Below are 13692 nucleotides of genomic sequence, written 5' to 3' on the forward strand. Positions count from 1 at the left end.
GTCGGACACGGGGTCCCGCGTGGCAGCGGCCGGGGTGCTGGTCGGTGCGGCCGGGCTGGCCGCGGCGTTCAGGGGGCCGCGGCGGGCGCACTGGAGCACGCTCGCGCTGACGCACGGCGCACTGGGGCTGGCCGCGTCGGTCGTGGAACCGTCCGCCCGGCACCGGTCCGCGGGGCGGGAGGACGTCGTGACGGCCCTGCGCATCGGCGCGGGCATGGTCGCGGGGAGCGTGCTGCTCGACGCGGTGGTGCGACGCGCCGTGCCCAGGATCGCGGCCGACGCGGAGTCCCTGCGGGCGCTCACCGCCACCGCGGACCCGCTGCGGATGTGCGCGCACCTGCTGCTGGTGATCGCCCCCGCCGAGGAGCTCTTCTGGCGGGGCCTGGTGCAGGGCCGCCTCACACGCCGGCTCGGCGCCGGCCGGGCCGCCGCCGCCACCACCCTGCTGTACGGCCTGGCCCACGTACCGACCGGCAACGCGGCCGTGACCGGCGCCGCCGCCGGCCTGGGCGGCAGCCTGTCGCTGATGCGCGCCCGGGGCGCGAGCCTCGAACGCCTCGCGCTGGTCCACGCGTTCTGGGTGGTGCCGACGCTCCTGGCCGAGCGCGCCCGCGGCGCCGACGGCACCCCCCGGGGTCCCGCCGCACCCAGGCCCGCGCTCGACCACGGCACGCAGGACCGCGGCACGCACCACCACGGCACGCACCACCGCGGCGCCGCCGACGAGAAGGGTCCCGCCATGACGACAGCCCCAGCCGGCCGACGGACCGGCCGGACCGTGACCCTGTGGGGGCGGTTCGCCCAGCGCGTGAACAACGCGGTGCACATCGCCCTGTACGAGCGGACCGGCGGGCGGCTGGGCGGGCGGATGCTCGGCAACCAGGTCGGCATCCTGACCACCGTGCGGCCCCGCGACGGCGGGCCGTACTCCGTCCCCCTGTTCACCTTCCGCGACGGGGCGGATGTCATCGTCGTCGCGTCGTACCGGGGGTCGTCCGGCGATCCCCGGTGGTTCCGCAACCTGCTGGCCGATCCGGACGCGGTCCTGCGCGTCGGCGGCCGCGTGCAGGCGGTGCGGGCGCGGGTGCTGGAGGCGGAGGAGCGGGCCGCCGCGTGGCCGCGCGTCGTGCGCGGCTTCGCGGGGTACGCGGACTACCAGCGCCGCACGACGCGGGAGATCCCCCTGGTCCGGCTGTCCCCGCGACCGGAGCACAGCTGAGGTGCCGGCCCCCGAGGAAGCCTCCCCCTCCCCCCTCGCCGTTCACGCGGGCCAGGCGCTGTACACCCGGTCCTTCCTGCGGATCTACGACACCCTCGTCTACCGCGTCAACTCCCCGCTCACCTGGCGCTGTCCGAAGGAGCGCCTCGTCGCGCTCTACGACCGGCACGTCTCGGGCAACCACCTGGACGTCGGCGTCGCCTCCGGGGTGCTGCTCGACGAGTGCCGCTTCCCCGTCCCGGCGCCGGACCTCACGCTGATGGACCTCAACCCGTCGTCGCTGGCCGCGGCGGACCGGCGCCTGCGCCGCTACCGTCCGCGGCTCCACCGGGCCGACGTGCTGCGGCCGTGGGGACTGCCACACGGGTCAGTGGACTCCGTCGGCATGTGCCACCTGCTGCACTGCCTGCCGGGGACGCTCGCGGACAAGGCCGTGGTCCTCGAACACGCCAGGCGGGTGCTGAAGCCGGGCGGCACGCTGTTCGGCGCGACCATCCCGGGCTCGGGGGTCGACCACAACCGATCGGCTCGGCTCCAGCTGGGCCTGGCCAACCGGCACGGGATCATGTCCAACCGGCTGGACCGACCGGAGGACCTCGACGCGGCCCTCGACGCCGTCTTCCCCGAGCACGAAGTCGTGGTGACAGGCTCGGTGGCGCTCTTCTGGGCGCGAACGGGATAAAGAGGACGCAGCCCTGTGATCGACGGGGAAGGGCTGCCCGGCATTCGCCATGGCGGGACAATCCCCCGGCCCCGCCGAACCGTTGACCCACTGCAATGCCGCAGACATGCTTGTCGTGTAATTGTCAGTAAGGACTTGTCGAGACGGCATTGTATTCGCACGTGAGCTGGTGCGGGCACACTCGTTCCTGAGTGGCCCGAAGTGGACCACCGTGAGGGGGAAACTCGGTGTTCGGTCCAAATCGGACGAACGTGGCACGCACGCTCCAAACATCGAAGGACGACAGGCGCAACGGCGGCCGATACCCCCCACCGCAGCGCCCCGGGAAACGGCCGGGACAAGCCCTCGCCTCCGAGAGGGGTTTGCCGATTTCCGACCGCGCTCCGGCCGGGGCCTCCGTACCACCCGGTGGAGCCCCCCGGTCCGACCGGGTTCCGGCTCCCGGCGGACGGGAGCCGGCGGAGCGTGGCGAGCCGGCCGGAAGAAGACCCGGCGCAGCAGCAGATCCGGCCACACCGCCCCAGGAACACGGACACTTCCACGACGCGTACGAGGCCGTGCGGATCCTCTCCGGCAAGTGGGTCTTCGCCGTGCTGATCCAGCTCGCCGGAGGGCCGCACTACCACAACGACCTGGCGCGTTCGACGGGCATGGCCGAGAACAAGCCCCTGGACCGCGCCCTGCGCCGCCTCCTCCACATGCGCCTGGTCGCCCGCACGGTACACAACGCCGGCGGCTCCGCACCCCGGGTGTCCTACCAGCTCACACCACGCGGCCATTCCGTACTGCCGATCATCGACGAACTGGCGGGGTGGTGGCAGGCGACGGAACGTCCCGAGGGCTGAGGCCCGTGCTCCTGCGCCAGGCCCCGGCACGGCACGGCGGCCGACAGCAGCCGGACGGACCACGGCCTCACCGCCGACGGCGGTGAGGCCGTGGTCCCGGCGAGGACACGAGAGCATGCACCGAACGGACCCGCCCTGCCGCGCAGCACCTCTCCGCGCATCGGCCACCCTCGCTCAAGGCGGGCGGCAGCCGTTCCGGGCGAATCCGGTCCGTCACAGCCCCGCCATCGGGATTCGACGGCAGGCCGAGCGTGACGACGCGGCCGGTCCGCTTCTCCCCGATTTGCTGGACCGCCACCACGGACAGGCCCTGATTGAGACGCCGGCGGCCGCCCGTATGCCGCTCGGCCCCGTCGGCGCTCCCCGGTGACCAGAAATACTGTCGGGAGATTGTCGGACGATCACAGGGATCTCGTCTCGCAGAGCGTCGCTTTCCGTCGGACAGGTACGCCGGTCGCGCCGCTGCTCCTCGCAAGGGAGACTCGCATGTCGGCACCCCACCGAGCCGGCGGCCCGCTGATTGAATGCCGAGCGGTCCGCTTTTCGTATCTGCCCGGAAGGGGTCGTGGCTGTTGCCCGGCCGGCGGAGGTGGCGCGTGCGGCACGAAGTACTGCGGCGCCGCCGGTCAGTGCGCGGCGGCCGCCGCGCGCAGCGCCGCGAGGACGCGGTCGGTGTCCGCGCCGGTGGTGCGCCAGTTGCTGAAGGCCGCGCGCACGGCCGGCACCCCGTCCAACACCGTCGGCGTCAGGAACGCCTCCCCGGAGGCCGCGACGCGGCGCAGCAGTGCGTCGATGTCGTCCTGAGCGGGTCGGCCGGCGAGGGTGAAGCAGACGACGTTGAGGCGCACCGGTGCCAGCAGTCGGAATGCCGGTTCCGCGGCGAGGGCCGCGCCGAGTCGGGCTGCTTCGGTGCAGGTGCGTTCGACGATCTCGCGGTGTCCCGTGCGGCCGTAGGCGGTGAGGGCGAACCAGGTGGGCAGGGCGCGCAGCCGTCTGGAGTTCTCGGGGGCCAGGTGGACGGGGTCGGGGTCGGCGGTCGGGGCGCCGAGGTAGGGCGAGGTGTTGTGGAAGGCGGCGATTTGCAGGTCCTGGCGGCGGGTGAACTGCACGGCGGCGTCGTACGGGACGTTCAGCCACTTGTGGAGGTCGACGCAGACCGAGTCGGCCGCGTCCAGGGCGGCCACGAGGTGCTCGTGGGCCGGTGAGAGCGCGGCGAAGGCGCCGAACGCGGCGTCGACGTGCAGCCAGAACGGGTACTGCTCGCGCAGTGCGGCGATGGCCTGCAGGTCGTCGAAGTCGACGGTGTTGACCGTGCCCGCGTTGGCGACGACCACGGCCGGGCGCCCCTCCAGCGACGCGAGTTCATCGGCGAGGGCCCCCACGTCGACCGCCTCCCGGCCCTCCAGCGTCCGCACCCGCCGCAGTGCGCCCCGGCCGAGCCCGAGCACGGACAGTGCCTTGCCGATGCTCGAATGCGCGGCGCCCGACAGGACCTCGACCGGCCCGAGAGCGGCAAGGCCGTCCCGGGTGACGCTGACGCCACGCTGCTCCCCCACCCACTCGCGGGCGACGGCGAGGCCGACGAGGTTCGACATGGTCGCGCCGCTGACGAAGACGCCCGTGTGGGCCTCGCTCAGTCCGAAGAGACTGCGCAGCCAGCCGAGCGTCTCCTGCTCCAGGTCCGCTGCGGCCGAGCCGATGCGGTTGCTGACGTTCTGGTCGAAGGCGGACGTCAGCCAGTCGCCGGCGAGGGCCGCCGGGGTCACGCCGCCCGTGACGAAGCCGAGGTAGCGCGGGCCGGCACTGCCGCTGAACCCCGGCTCCCACCGCTCGGCGAACAGCTTCAACGCGCCGTCGGCGCCGCTGCCCTCCACCGGGAGCGGCAAGCCGGCACCGGGGGCACCGGTCGCCCCGTCACCGGCCCGCACCACGGGACGGTCCCCGATGCCGGCGAGCACGTGCGCGGCACGATCACTCACCGCGTCGAGGAGTTCGCGCAGGCGGTCGAGGTCTTCACCGAGTCGAGGATGCATACCCACAGCCTAGAGCCGGGCCCGCTCCCCCAACCAGCACTACGTCCCGCACGAAGGACCCTGACGACCCACCAGGCGAGGACCCCTCAGGACCCTCGCCGGACCGTGGCCGCAGGAACCACAGGCGGGTAGAAGCCCGTGAGTCCTGCAGGCCCCCTCGCGGTCGTTGCCCACCGCCCCGAGCGTGACCTCGCCCGGTCCAACGCCAACCCGGTCGACATGGACGCCAGGCGCCGGCTCGACTCGGTGGGCGAGTCCGTGCACGTCCCCGGGGCACACCCGCGGATCGACCGCACCCACCAGGAGCCTGACGAGGTCGCCGAGACCGATGTGGCGCACTTCGGGCCCGGAACGGCTCCCCCGGGGGTCGGGCCCCACGGCGAGTCGGCGCCGACTCGCCGTGGGGCCGGTGCGGGTGCGGGTGCCGGGGTCAGTAGACCAGGATGTCCCAGTGGTTGCCCTCGTTGCAGTACAGGTTGCCCGAGGCGGCCTTCCACTGCGGGTAGCCGTCGCCCCGGAGGCCGATGTAGGTGAAGCTGTTCTGGATGTAGCCGTCGATGCAGGAGCTGCGGGAGATGTCGACCTTGTAGCCGTTGTAATGGCTGTAGGTTCCGGAGGCGTGGCCCACCTCGGTCCCGCCCGTGATGTTGATGGCGCAGCCGCTGGACTGCTTGAGGGTGATGATCGTGCTCACCGTGCCCGAGTTGATCTGTTCGAACGAGGTGCAGGTGGAGTTGGACCGGGTGGTACATCCGCCGCTGGAGCTCCAGGTGATGCCGGCGTTCCTGAACTGGCCGGCGGCCGTCGACTGCGACAGCTTGGTACCGCTGGCGCCGGCCGTGGGCGCCGACACGGCGAGGCCCGCGAGGGCCAGGGCTACGACGGTGGCTGCGGTGCGTGGTTTCATCTGCGTCTCCCGGTGAGGGTGGTGGACGCCGAATTCGGGCCCCGGCTGCCGCCGACCGGACCCGCACCGGGCCGGGGTCCGGCGCGCGAGCGGTCCGGCAGGCAGGCGGCGGGACCGCCCGGGCAGCGGGACGCGCGAAGTTCGGCGTACGGGGAGCTGGGTGCGAAACGGTGCGGCATCAGGATGACCCACCGCCGTCTATGCGGTAGACCCCGGTCTGTGAATTTCGCGTGACGCCCACGCATTCCGGGCCTCCGGTCGTGCCGGGCGGCGGGCGGGGTATGTCTGCTGGGTCTTCCCGGGCCTTCCCCCGGCCCCACCCGGCTCGAAGGCCACACCCGCCGCGCCCGCTGCACCCTGCACAACCGCCGCACCCGCCGCACCCGGCACAACCGGCACAACCGGCACAACCGACCATGGAGGTCCTTGTGAGCACCGTCCCCGCACGTGTCGTCGAGGCGGCCTTCCGCTGCTACCGGTCGCAGGACCGGGACGCGGCGCTGCCCCTGTACGCCGACGACTTCACCTTCACCAGCCCGCAGGACGACCACATCGACAAGGCCGCCTTCTTCGAGCGGTGTTTCCCCACCGCCGACCGCTTCCGGGAGCAGCGACTGCTGCACGTCACGCCCGCCGACGAGGAACTGGTCCTGGTCCACTACGAGTACGAGCTCAGCGCCGGCGGCCGGTACCGCAACATGGAGGCGATCACGGTGCGCGGTGGCCTGATCCGTGAGGTGCAGGTCTTCTTCGGGGGCAGGGCGTAGACGAGGCCGGGACCGGGACCGGGGGCGGGGCCGGGGGCCGGGGGCGCGGACCGGCCGGGGTCAGTGCACGAGGGCCTCGCGCAGGCGCCTGCGGTCCGGCTTGCCCGCCGAGGTGAGCGGGATCTCCGGCACCAGGTGCAGGGCCTCGGGGGCGAAGATGCGCCCCTTGTGGGCGGTGACGAACGCGCGGACGTCGTCGAGTTCCGGGAGCCGTCCCGGGACGGGGACGACGACGGCGTGGACGTGCTCCGTCTGCTGGGCGTCGCGCACGCCGAGGACGGCGCACCGGGCGACGGCCGGGTGGGTGAGGAGCAGGTCCTCGACCTCGGAGGGGTAGACGTGCCCGCCGGTCACGATGATCTTGTCCGTGAGGCGGTCGGTCAGGTAGAGGAACCCGTCCTGGTCGAGGCAGCCGATGTCGCCGGTCCTCAGCCAGCCGTCGCGCATCACCTCGGCGGTGAGGTCGGGCCGCTTCCAGTACCCCGCCATGAGGGAGTGCGAGCGGACGTGGATCTCGCCCTGCTCTCCGGTCGGCACCTCGGTACCGCCCGCGGAGCGGATCACCACCTCGACGCCCGGCAGCGGGCGGCCGACGGGAAGCCGGCCGGCGTGCCCGGGCCGGTCGTGGTCCTCCGGGGTGAGGACGGCGATGTTCTGCGCCTCGGACATCCCGTATCCGCTCGTCAGGATCGGCCCGAACACCCCGAACGCCTCGCGGATGCGCGTCGGGGAGGCGACGCATCCCCCGTACATCAGTCGTTCCAGGCTGGAAAGGTCGGTCGTGGTGATCGCCGGGTGGTCCAGCAGCCGGTGGAGCAGCGGCGGCAGGACCCACAGGTCGGTGATGCGCTCGCGCTCGACGGCGGCCAGCACCTCGCCCGCGTCGAAGGAGCGCTGGAGGACGACCGTGCCGCCGTGGTGGAGCGTCAGGTCGCTCAGCACGCCGGCGAGGTGGGCGAGGGCGGTGGCCGCGAGGAAGCGCGGCGCCGTACCGGCCGTGCCGAACGGAACGTCGAAGATCCTGCGGTAGGGACCGTGCAGGCTGAGGATGCCCTTCGGGATACCGGTGGTGCCGCCGGTATGGCGGACACCCAGGTGGTCGTCCGGGCCGATCCGCACGGCCGGGGGCCGCGCGGGGCGGTGGGCGCAGGAAGCGATCACGTCCTCGCCGATCGTCTTCGGATCCGGGCCCGGGCCCGGGCCCAGGGTGAGGACGGTCGGCACGTCCGCCACGGCGAGCAGTTCCGCCGCGTCCGCGTGCCGTTCACCGTCCACGAGGAGGACGGCGGTGTCGACGCCGGCGACGATCCGGGCGAGGACGGGGGCGCTCATGCCGTCGTACAGGCCGACCACCCGGGCGCCCGCGATCCCGGCGGCGTAGCGGGCGCTGAGCGCCTCGGGGGTGTTGGCGGTGAGCAGGGAGACGGTCGAGCCGGGGGTGACGCCGCGGGCGATCAGCTCGTGGGCAAGGCGGTAGGTCGCGGCGGCGAACTCGCCTGCGGTGATCCCGGCGCCGTCGGCGGTGATGACGGCCGTCCGGTCGGGATCCCGGGACAGGGACCGCAGAATCAGGGCGGGGGCGCTGATGAACTCCGTGTCGCTCATGAGCACTTCTTCCTATGCGTCGGAAACCGCATCGACAGGGCCCCTCCATTCTGGGCACGAAGCACCGGGTCGGGGGCCCGAACCGGGCAGCGGGCCGAAACACATCTGCGGCGGTGGCGGCCCGGCCCTTGCCGCGGAGCGGGCGTCGCGCCTCGTAGCCCCCGGCCGGGAGAACCGGCAGCCGTCTGCCTCTGCTGAAGCTCCGGAGAGTCCGGGGTCGAGGGCGTGCGAGACGTCGAGCGAATTCCTCACCGACCGTTCGACGAGCCGTACGTGGATCCGCACGGTGCCCGGGGCGGGAGCCGTAGAGTCGCGGGGTGGAGTCCTGCCCCGATCATCACTCTGTCGTGCCGACGTGTTTCGACTGCTGCCGAGCGGCGTTGAGTGCCATGCCGTCCGACGTCGAAGAGCTCACTCGGCTCGACCCGGACGCCTTCGCCGCATTCGCCGGCTCACACCGGGCCTGGGTGGAGAATCTCCTGCTGGCCGAGTGCGCCCACCGGCCGATGGCGGCGTGGTCCCGGTCTGACAGCCCTCCGCTTGTCGTGCACTGGGCGGTATGGGCCACCCCGGCGGTCGCCGCCGCGCTGCCGGTTCCTTCGGCGGTCGCCGTCGGGCTCACCCGGGCGTATCGGCAGCGCGAGGGCGATCGCGGTCATGCGCTGTGGATCTCCCGTCTGCCGCTGCGCATCGATTCCGACGTGGACCAGCGGCTCGCCGGGCTGTGGTGCGATCTGGCACTCCTGGCCGGCGAACAGGACCCGGTGGCGGAGTCCGGACTGCGCACGCGCGTGGACAGGCGGGCTCGCCCGACGGTGTGGGCGCGCTCGCTGGAGTGGCTCCTGCTCTGGGGGAGGCAGTTGAGGAGTCTTGACGTGGCATTCACCCTCGCGCTCGCCGGCGAGCACCCCACCGTCCGACAGGCGGTCAGCCGCTGTTCCCGCAGTCCGGTCCTCGGCGTCCAGCTACGTGCCGGCGGGCTGCAGGCCGCGATGGAGTCCGCACGGCCGCTGGAGGATCGGCTGCTCGACATCGTCTCCGCCTCGGTCGACGACCGCCGGAGCGACTTCCCGCGACCGCTGGGCGCTCCGTCGTCCACCTGGCTCGCCGACCTCGGCCTGGAGGGACTCGTGCGGGGTGCCGCCCGCCGCGCGGTTGCCGACTTCGCCGGTTCCATCGGTGATCTCGGTGCCGCCGAGGAGGAGCATCTGACCGCCACACTGCTCGCCGGCCTCGTCCGCGAGTTCACGGCCCTGCCCTCCCTCACACGGCTCGCCGCGGTGCCCGGCCCGCATCTGCGGGTCGGGCACCGCACCGTGACCAAGAAGGAGGAACGGACCAACGGTGCCGACATCGGCGTCGTCGTCGACATACGCGTACCCGGCCGACTCCAGCTGCGGACGGGAGACCTCATCCAGGTGAAGAAGTCCACCGCGCTGACACCAGGCCGCGGCCGCACCGGGCGCGAGGACACCTGGACCGTCAAACGCCGTCAGCTCCATGACCTGTTGGAGCACAGCGCCAGCGCCGTCTACTGGCTGATCCGGGGCACCGGTGATGTTCTCGTGGTTCCGGCGAAGTTCCTCGCCGCCGTCGAGGGCGCCGCAGCACTCCCCTCCTCCAAGCAGTTCACCGTCGGCCACACGGCCGTCCGGCACACAGCGGTACCGATGGAGCAGTACCTTCCCGATCTGGTCGTGGGCCTGTGGCTCGGCAGCAGCAGTGACCGGACGCTCCAGGCGGCGCAGGGCACCGGAAGGACCACCCGACCCCGGTTCGCTCTGACGATCGACGTCGTCCTGGAGCCCGAGGAGGGGTGAGCGGCCCGACCTCCGCTCACTGTCCTGGGGCACCTCCGGGCAGAACGGACGGCGTATGAACGGAGAAGCCCGCCGCCTCAGGGTGAGACGCGGTGGATACACGCCACGGAGCCGTTGCCGTATCGATCTTGGTGGACCCGGGTTCGACCGGACAACCGGGCCGGGTGATCGTGCCTGTCCGTCGGGACCTCGCTGATCGTGAGGTCGCCCCGGGTGGTGGCGGCGTCGACGACGAGCAGGTCGAGGGAGTGTCGGGCCGACCGGTCACGCAGGCCCCGATCTGGGCCTCGGTGCGCCGGCGGGCCGCACCCGGTGAAGGATCCGCGGCGTCGGCGGCGCGGCGCGACCAGCACGCTCAAAGGGTCCACCTGCTCCGTATTGGACCTGTTCGCCGGGCCGTGACGGCAGCAGGGTGGGCCCATGATCCGTTGCCCCCACAGCGTTCCCACGGCGCGCGTGAAGCATCCCGCTGAGCCAAGACCCGACAAGGAGCCCTCATGACCGGACTCGCCGTACTCGTCCTGTGGATCGTCCTCGTTGTCTGGGCGCTGGAGCGCAACCACCGACGCCTGGCCGGCCCGCCCCCCTCGCGGAACGGCACCGCAGGTGTCCGCGACCGGGACGCCGAACGTGTCCGGGCCGAGCTTCGCGCCGCAGCCGACCGGGCCGACCAGGCCGAACAGCGGCCGTTCCCGTAGACACGGGCAGTAGGCGTCGTGGGTGCTTCGCGCGCAGCACCTGCAACCCGGACGACCATGGCGTCCGGGCTCCGGCTGAACGGGTACCTCCGCGCGGGGACTTCGCGCGGTCGGCGGACCGCTCCGGTGATGCGGTCCCGGCAGCCCCGCAGGTCCTCGGGTGACACGTGGCCGTCACCACGGGCCCAGGGCCGGAGCGGTGGTCCATGGCGACCACTCCAGCCGGCCCGATCTCCCGGCCCGGGGCCGAGCGCCCCGTCCGCGGTCATGCCCAGGGAACGGTCCGGCCCCGACCCGTGCCTCCGGGAGTCACCGGCTCCGGCGGGTGCCGGGAAACGGCCGGTGAATCCGCGCTTCCGCCGCGGGGCCGGGCGCGTGGCGGGGGTGTGGGAGCCGGCGGAAAAAGCGCTGCTGCTCGGCCGGGACGCCACCGGCAAGCCGCTGACCAGCTCGAACGGCCAGGCGGTGCCGGCCGGAGGCTGTCAGGGCAAGGTGAACACCGATCTCCAGTCGCTCCAGCCCGGTGGACAGGGCTCGGGCAGCGGCGCGTCCCAGCTCGCGGCACAGACCAAGGCCGAGAGCTTCTCCCGCTCGATGACCGATCCGCGGGTGAAGGAGGTCTTCGGGCGCTGGTCGGAGTGCATGCGCGCCGACGGGTTCAGAGCGCCGAACCCGGTCGAGGCCGGAGGGGATCTGCCGTCCGTGAAGCAACCCGAGCCGGACGCCGCGGAGATCCGCATGGCGCAGACCGATGTGGAGTGCAAGGCGCGCACCAACCTGGTCGGGATCTGGTTCGCCGTCGAAGCCGACTACCAGACGGCCGCGATCGCCCAGCAGCCACAGGCGTTCGCGGCGCTCAAGGCCGAGCGTGACGCGCAGGCAGCCCAGCTCGCGCAGCAGATCGCCGGGCTTCGCGGCAGCTGAGCGCGGGATCCGCCGCACGGGCGTCCCCGTCGTTCCGTCAACCGCCTCGTGCCGTCGTGCGACAGCTTCTCTGCACCAAGGCGGTGCGTGCCGGTTCCGGACAACCCCGGGTCACGCCGCGGCTGCGGGGGCACCGCCGACCGCGGCGTGACCGATGAGCCCCGGACGAGCGTCAGAGCGGCTTGATGCGGGCCTTGAGCAGGCAGAACTCATTGCCTTCAGGGTCGGTCAGGACATGCCACTGCTCGTCCCCGGTCTGGCCGATGTCGGCCCGGCGGGCACCGAGCTCCAGAAGGCGTTCGAGCTCGGCGTCCTGGTCGCGGTCGGTGGGGTTGAGGTCAATGTGCAGCCGGGACTTCCCCGGCTCCGGCTCGTCCCGGACGCTGAAGAAGATCGTGGGCTGCGGACCGCCGAACCCTTCCGGCGTCCCGATCTCCACGCAGCCCTCCTCGCGGCCGACCACGACGTAGCCCAGGACCTCGCACCAGAACTGCGCCAACAGTTCGGGATCGCGGCAACCGAGCACCAGCTCACCGATACGACATGCCATGAAGAAACCTGCTCTCAGTCGGCGGGCACCCGGGGCCACGTGCGCAGCTCATGGCCTCCCAGCAGCGAAAACAACTCCGCGACCGTACCGGACGAGGCGAGCGTGGAAAAGATCTTTTCCACGCCGAGGGCCTGCCGGGCGGCCGGACACGGAAGTTGGCCGGGCCGTCGACGTCGAGGGATGGTGCGGGTGGGGCTGCAACACCACCGTGGTACCGGCCGGTGCCGTTCCGGGAAAGACTGAGTCCATGAGAGACATCGTTTTCACTCGCAGGAGCGGCTGGATCCCGAACGTCGTCCGCGAGGACGGCGAGCTGAAGCTGACGCTCGGCGCCGGGGCCGACGCCAACCACGAACCTCGCACGTTCACGTTCTCGATCGGCGAAGCCCATCTTGCCGTGATCCGGGAGGACCTGGCCAGACACCTGCTGCTGTGGAGTGCGATCCTCCCGCTGTGCGACGACGCCGGAACCCGGGGCCGGCTCGACGAGAACGCCGCCGTCGCGCTCCTGGACCCGATCCTCCTCGGCGCACCCGCGGACGTCGACGCACTCTTCCGGCGCATCCGGTGGGACAGGAGCCGGCTCATCGCCCACGGGGCCGACATCGGTCTGCTCGAGCGCGGTCAGGTATGCGCGGCGATGCGCGCGGCGACAGAGACGTCGAACGGCAAGCGGGCCCAGGAGTACCACGCGGACCGCCGTCGCGCCGAGCGCGGAGCGGTACTCGGTCCACTCGACGCCGCGATCCTGAGGTTCACGGGCCAGTACCTGCACGGCGGAACCGTTCCCCGACGGATGCCCGATGCCGTCGAACCCGCGCTGCTGCCCGAGGTCCTGCGGGTGATCGCCACCGCGGAGCAGGCGTGCGCCGCGCTGCGGATCGGCCGCGATCCGCGACGGGGAAACCGCGCCACGGACAGGCACGACTGGCATCGGATGGAGACCGCGGTCGAAGCGGCCGTACGCCGTGCACATCCTGAACTGGTCGATGACGCGGTGCGCACCGTGAGCTTCCTGATGTGCTCGGAGGCCGCGAACCGCTCCAGGAACACCCCCATGGAGGATGACGACGAGGGCGCCGACCACCGCACCGACCTCGACGGGGGTGCGAGGACGGACGGGGGTGCGAGGAAGACGGTCCTGTCGTTCACCGACGACAAGGGCGCCGAGAAGAAGTGGCGGCAGGACAGCCCCCGCACTGCCACCGCGGAGTTCTGGGAGTTCGTCGGCGACCGCTCGGCCACGGACAACGAGGTGTTCACCATCGAGGACGAGGAGATGGGCGAAGGGATCCAGCTCCACTTCTACGCGGACTCCGTCGCCCGGGTCACGACGCTGCGCGAGGGGGAAGGCGGGTCGGATCCGGAGTACCGGGTCGAGTACGGCCTGGTCGACGGGATCGGCGGGTACCGAAAGCTGGTGAGCACCTTCGTCCGCGGCGGCTGCGCCGCACTCGAACAGCACGGTCCCTGGATGTCGGACGTCGCCGAGTTCGAGCGCGCGCGTCGGCGACGCGACGCCCGGTAGTCCCGGCCGCAGCCCGCGAACGCGCCGCCGGAAGTACCTTCAGGAGCAGAGGATGACCGCGCCGCGACCGGGCGGTCGGAGCCGCAGGGCCGGTCTGCGGCAGGAGGCAGGCGC

The 13692-nt window shown here is 72.4% G+C and carries 12 protein-coding genes; 8 read left to right on the forward strand and 4 right to left on the reverse strand.

All coding sequences use genetic code 11. The annotated features are described in order from the left end of the window. The first annotated feature begins 19 nt into the window (after positions 1-19). The 3 genes from PUR56_RS25795 (at position 20) to PUR56_RS25805 (ending at position 2746) form a co-directional block, all read left to right on the forward strand. Complete coding sequence (locus PUR56_RS25795; protein WP_329950657.1) at positions 20-1219, forward strand: nitroreductase/quinone reductase family protein; 1200 nt, start codon at positions 20-22, stop codon at positions 1217-1219. Between the two features lies 1 nt (position 1220). Beyond that, positions 1221-1901, forward strand: a complete 681-nt coding sequence (locus PUR56_RS25800; protein WP_329950658.1) for a class I SAM-dependent methyltransferase — start codon at positions 1221-1223, stop codon at positions 1899-1901. Between the two features lie 557 nt (positions 1902-2458). Further along, positions 2459-2746: a winged helix-turn-helix transcriptional regulator gene (locus PUR56_RS25805; RefSeq protein ID WP_329881578.1), complete on the forward strand. Its 288-nt coding sequence runs from the start codon at positions 2459-2461 to the stop codon at positions 2744-2746. A gap of 626 nt (positions 2747-3372) precedes the next feature. Here PUR56_RS25805 and PUR56_RS25810 read toward each other — a convergent pair. Together PUR56_RS25810 and PUR56_RS25815 are read right to left on the reverse strand one after the other, a co-directional pair. Beyond that, complete coding sequence (locus tag PUR56_RS25810; RefSeq protein ID WP_329950659.1) at positions 3373-4779, reverse strand: pyridoxal phosphate-dependent decarboxylase family protein; 1407 nt, start codon at positions 4777-4779, stop codon at positions 3373-3375. Between the two features lie 430 nt (positions 4780-5209). Continuing rightward, on the reverse strand, positions 5210-5686 hold the full coding sequence (locus tag PUR56_RS25815) for a hypothetical protein (protein WP_329879555.1): 477 nt from the start codon (positions 5684-5686) through the stop codon (positions 5210-5212). 428 nt (positions 5687-6114) lie between these two features. Between PUR56_RS25815 and PUR56_RS25820 the strand changes: the two genes are divergently transcribed. Then, the gene (locus tag PUR56_RS25820; protein WP_329879554.1) at positions 6115-6453 is read left to right on the forward strand and encodes a nuclear transport factor 2 family protein; all 339 of its coding nucleotides are present in this window, start codon (positions 6115-6117) and stop codon (positions 6451-6453) included. Between the two features lie 60 nt (positions 6454-6513). On the opposite strand, the gene PUR56_RS25825 is transcribed toward PUR56_RS25820, so the two are convergent. Then, positions 6514-8058: an AMP-binding protein gene (locus PUR56_RS25825; protein WP_329950660.1), complete on the reverse strand. Its 1545-nt coding sequence runs from the start codon at positions 8056-8058 to the stop codon at positions 6514-6516. A 389-nt stretch (positions 8059-8447) separates the two neighbouring features. On the opposite strand from PUR56_RS25825, the gene PUR56_RS25830 reads away from it, so the two are divergent. The 3 genes from PUR56_RS25830 (at position 8448) to PUR56_RS25840 (ending at position 11500) form a co-directional block, all read left to right on the forward strand. Continuing rightward, positions 8448-9878, forward strand: coding sequence for a hypothetical protein (locus PUR56_RS25830; RefSeq protein ID WP_329950661.1), 1431 nt, complete (start codon positions 8448-8450; stop codon positions 9876-9878). 497 nt (positions 9879-10375) lie between these two features. Beyond that, positions 10376-10576 carry a hypothetical protein gene (locus PUR56_RS25835; RefSeq protein ID WP_329950662.1) on the forward strand — a complete coding sequence of 67 codons (201 nt, stop codon included), beginning with the start codon at positions 10376-10378 and terminating at the stop codon, positions 10574-10576. A gap of 342 nt (positions 10577-10918) precedes the next feature. After that, on the forward strand, positions 10919-11500 hold the full coding sequence (locus PUR56_RS25840) for a hypothetical protein (protein ID WP_329950663.1): 582 nt from the start codon (positions 10919-10921) through the stop codon (positions 11498-11500). A gap of 172 nt (positions 11501-11672) precedes the next feature. Here the strand turns inward: PUR56_RS25840 and PUR56_RS25845 are convergent, their stop codons facing one another. After that, positions 11673-12050, reverse strand: coding sequence for a VOC family protein (locus PUR56_RS25845; protein WP_329950664.1), 378 nt, complete (start codon positions 12048-12050; stop codon positions 11673-11675). A 247-nt stretch (positions 12051-12297) separates the two neighbouring features. Here PUR56_RS25845 and PUR56_RS25850 point away from each other — a divergent pair, with 247 nt between their 5' ends. Continuing rightward, positions 12298-13578, forward strand: coding sequence for a DUF6357 family protein (locus PUR56_RS25850; RefSeq protein ID WP_329950665.1), 1281 nt, complete (start codon positions 12298-12300; stop codon positions 13576-13578). Positions 13579-13692: the final 114 nt, after the last annotated feature.

The organism is Streptomyces sp. BE303, from assembly GCF_036290945.1.
Lineage (GTDB): Bacteria > Actinomycetota > Actinomycetes > Streptomycetales > Streptomycetaceae > Kitasatospora.

Bases quoted from the DNA above. Each gene is read 5' to 3' on its own strand.
- PUR56_RS25835 (WP_329950662.1), top strand. From the start codon at position 10,376: ATGACCGGACTCGCCGTACTCGTCCTGTGGATCGTCCTCGTTGTCTGG.
- PUR56_RS25850 (WP_329950665.1), top strand. From the start codon at position 12,298: ATGAGAGACATCGTTTTCACTCGCAGGAGCGGCTGGATCCCGAACGTC.
- PUR56_RS25825 (WP_329950660.1), bottom strand. From the start codon at position 8,058: ATGAGCGACACGGAGTTCATCAGCGCCCCCGCCCTGATTCTGCGGTCC.
- PUR56_RS25845 (WP_329950664.1), bottom strand. From the start codon at position 12,050: ATGGCATGTCGTATCGGTGAGCTGGTGCTCGGTTGCCGCGATCCCGAA.
- PUR56_RS25810 (WP_329950659.1), bottom strand. From the start codon at position 4,779: ATGCATCCTCGACTCGGTGAAGACCTCGACCGCCTGCGCGAACTCCTC.
- PUR56_RS25830 (WP_329950661.1), top strand. From the start codon at position 8,448: ATGCCGTCCGACGTCGAAGAGCTCACTCGGCTCGACCCGGACGCCTTC.
- PUR56_RS25815 (WP_329879555.1), bottom strand. From the start codon at position 5,686: ATGAAACCACGCACCGCAGCCACCGTCGTAGCCCTGGCCCTCGCGGGC.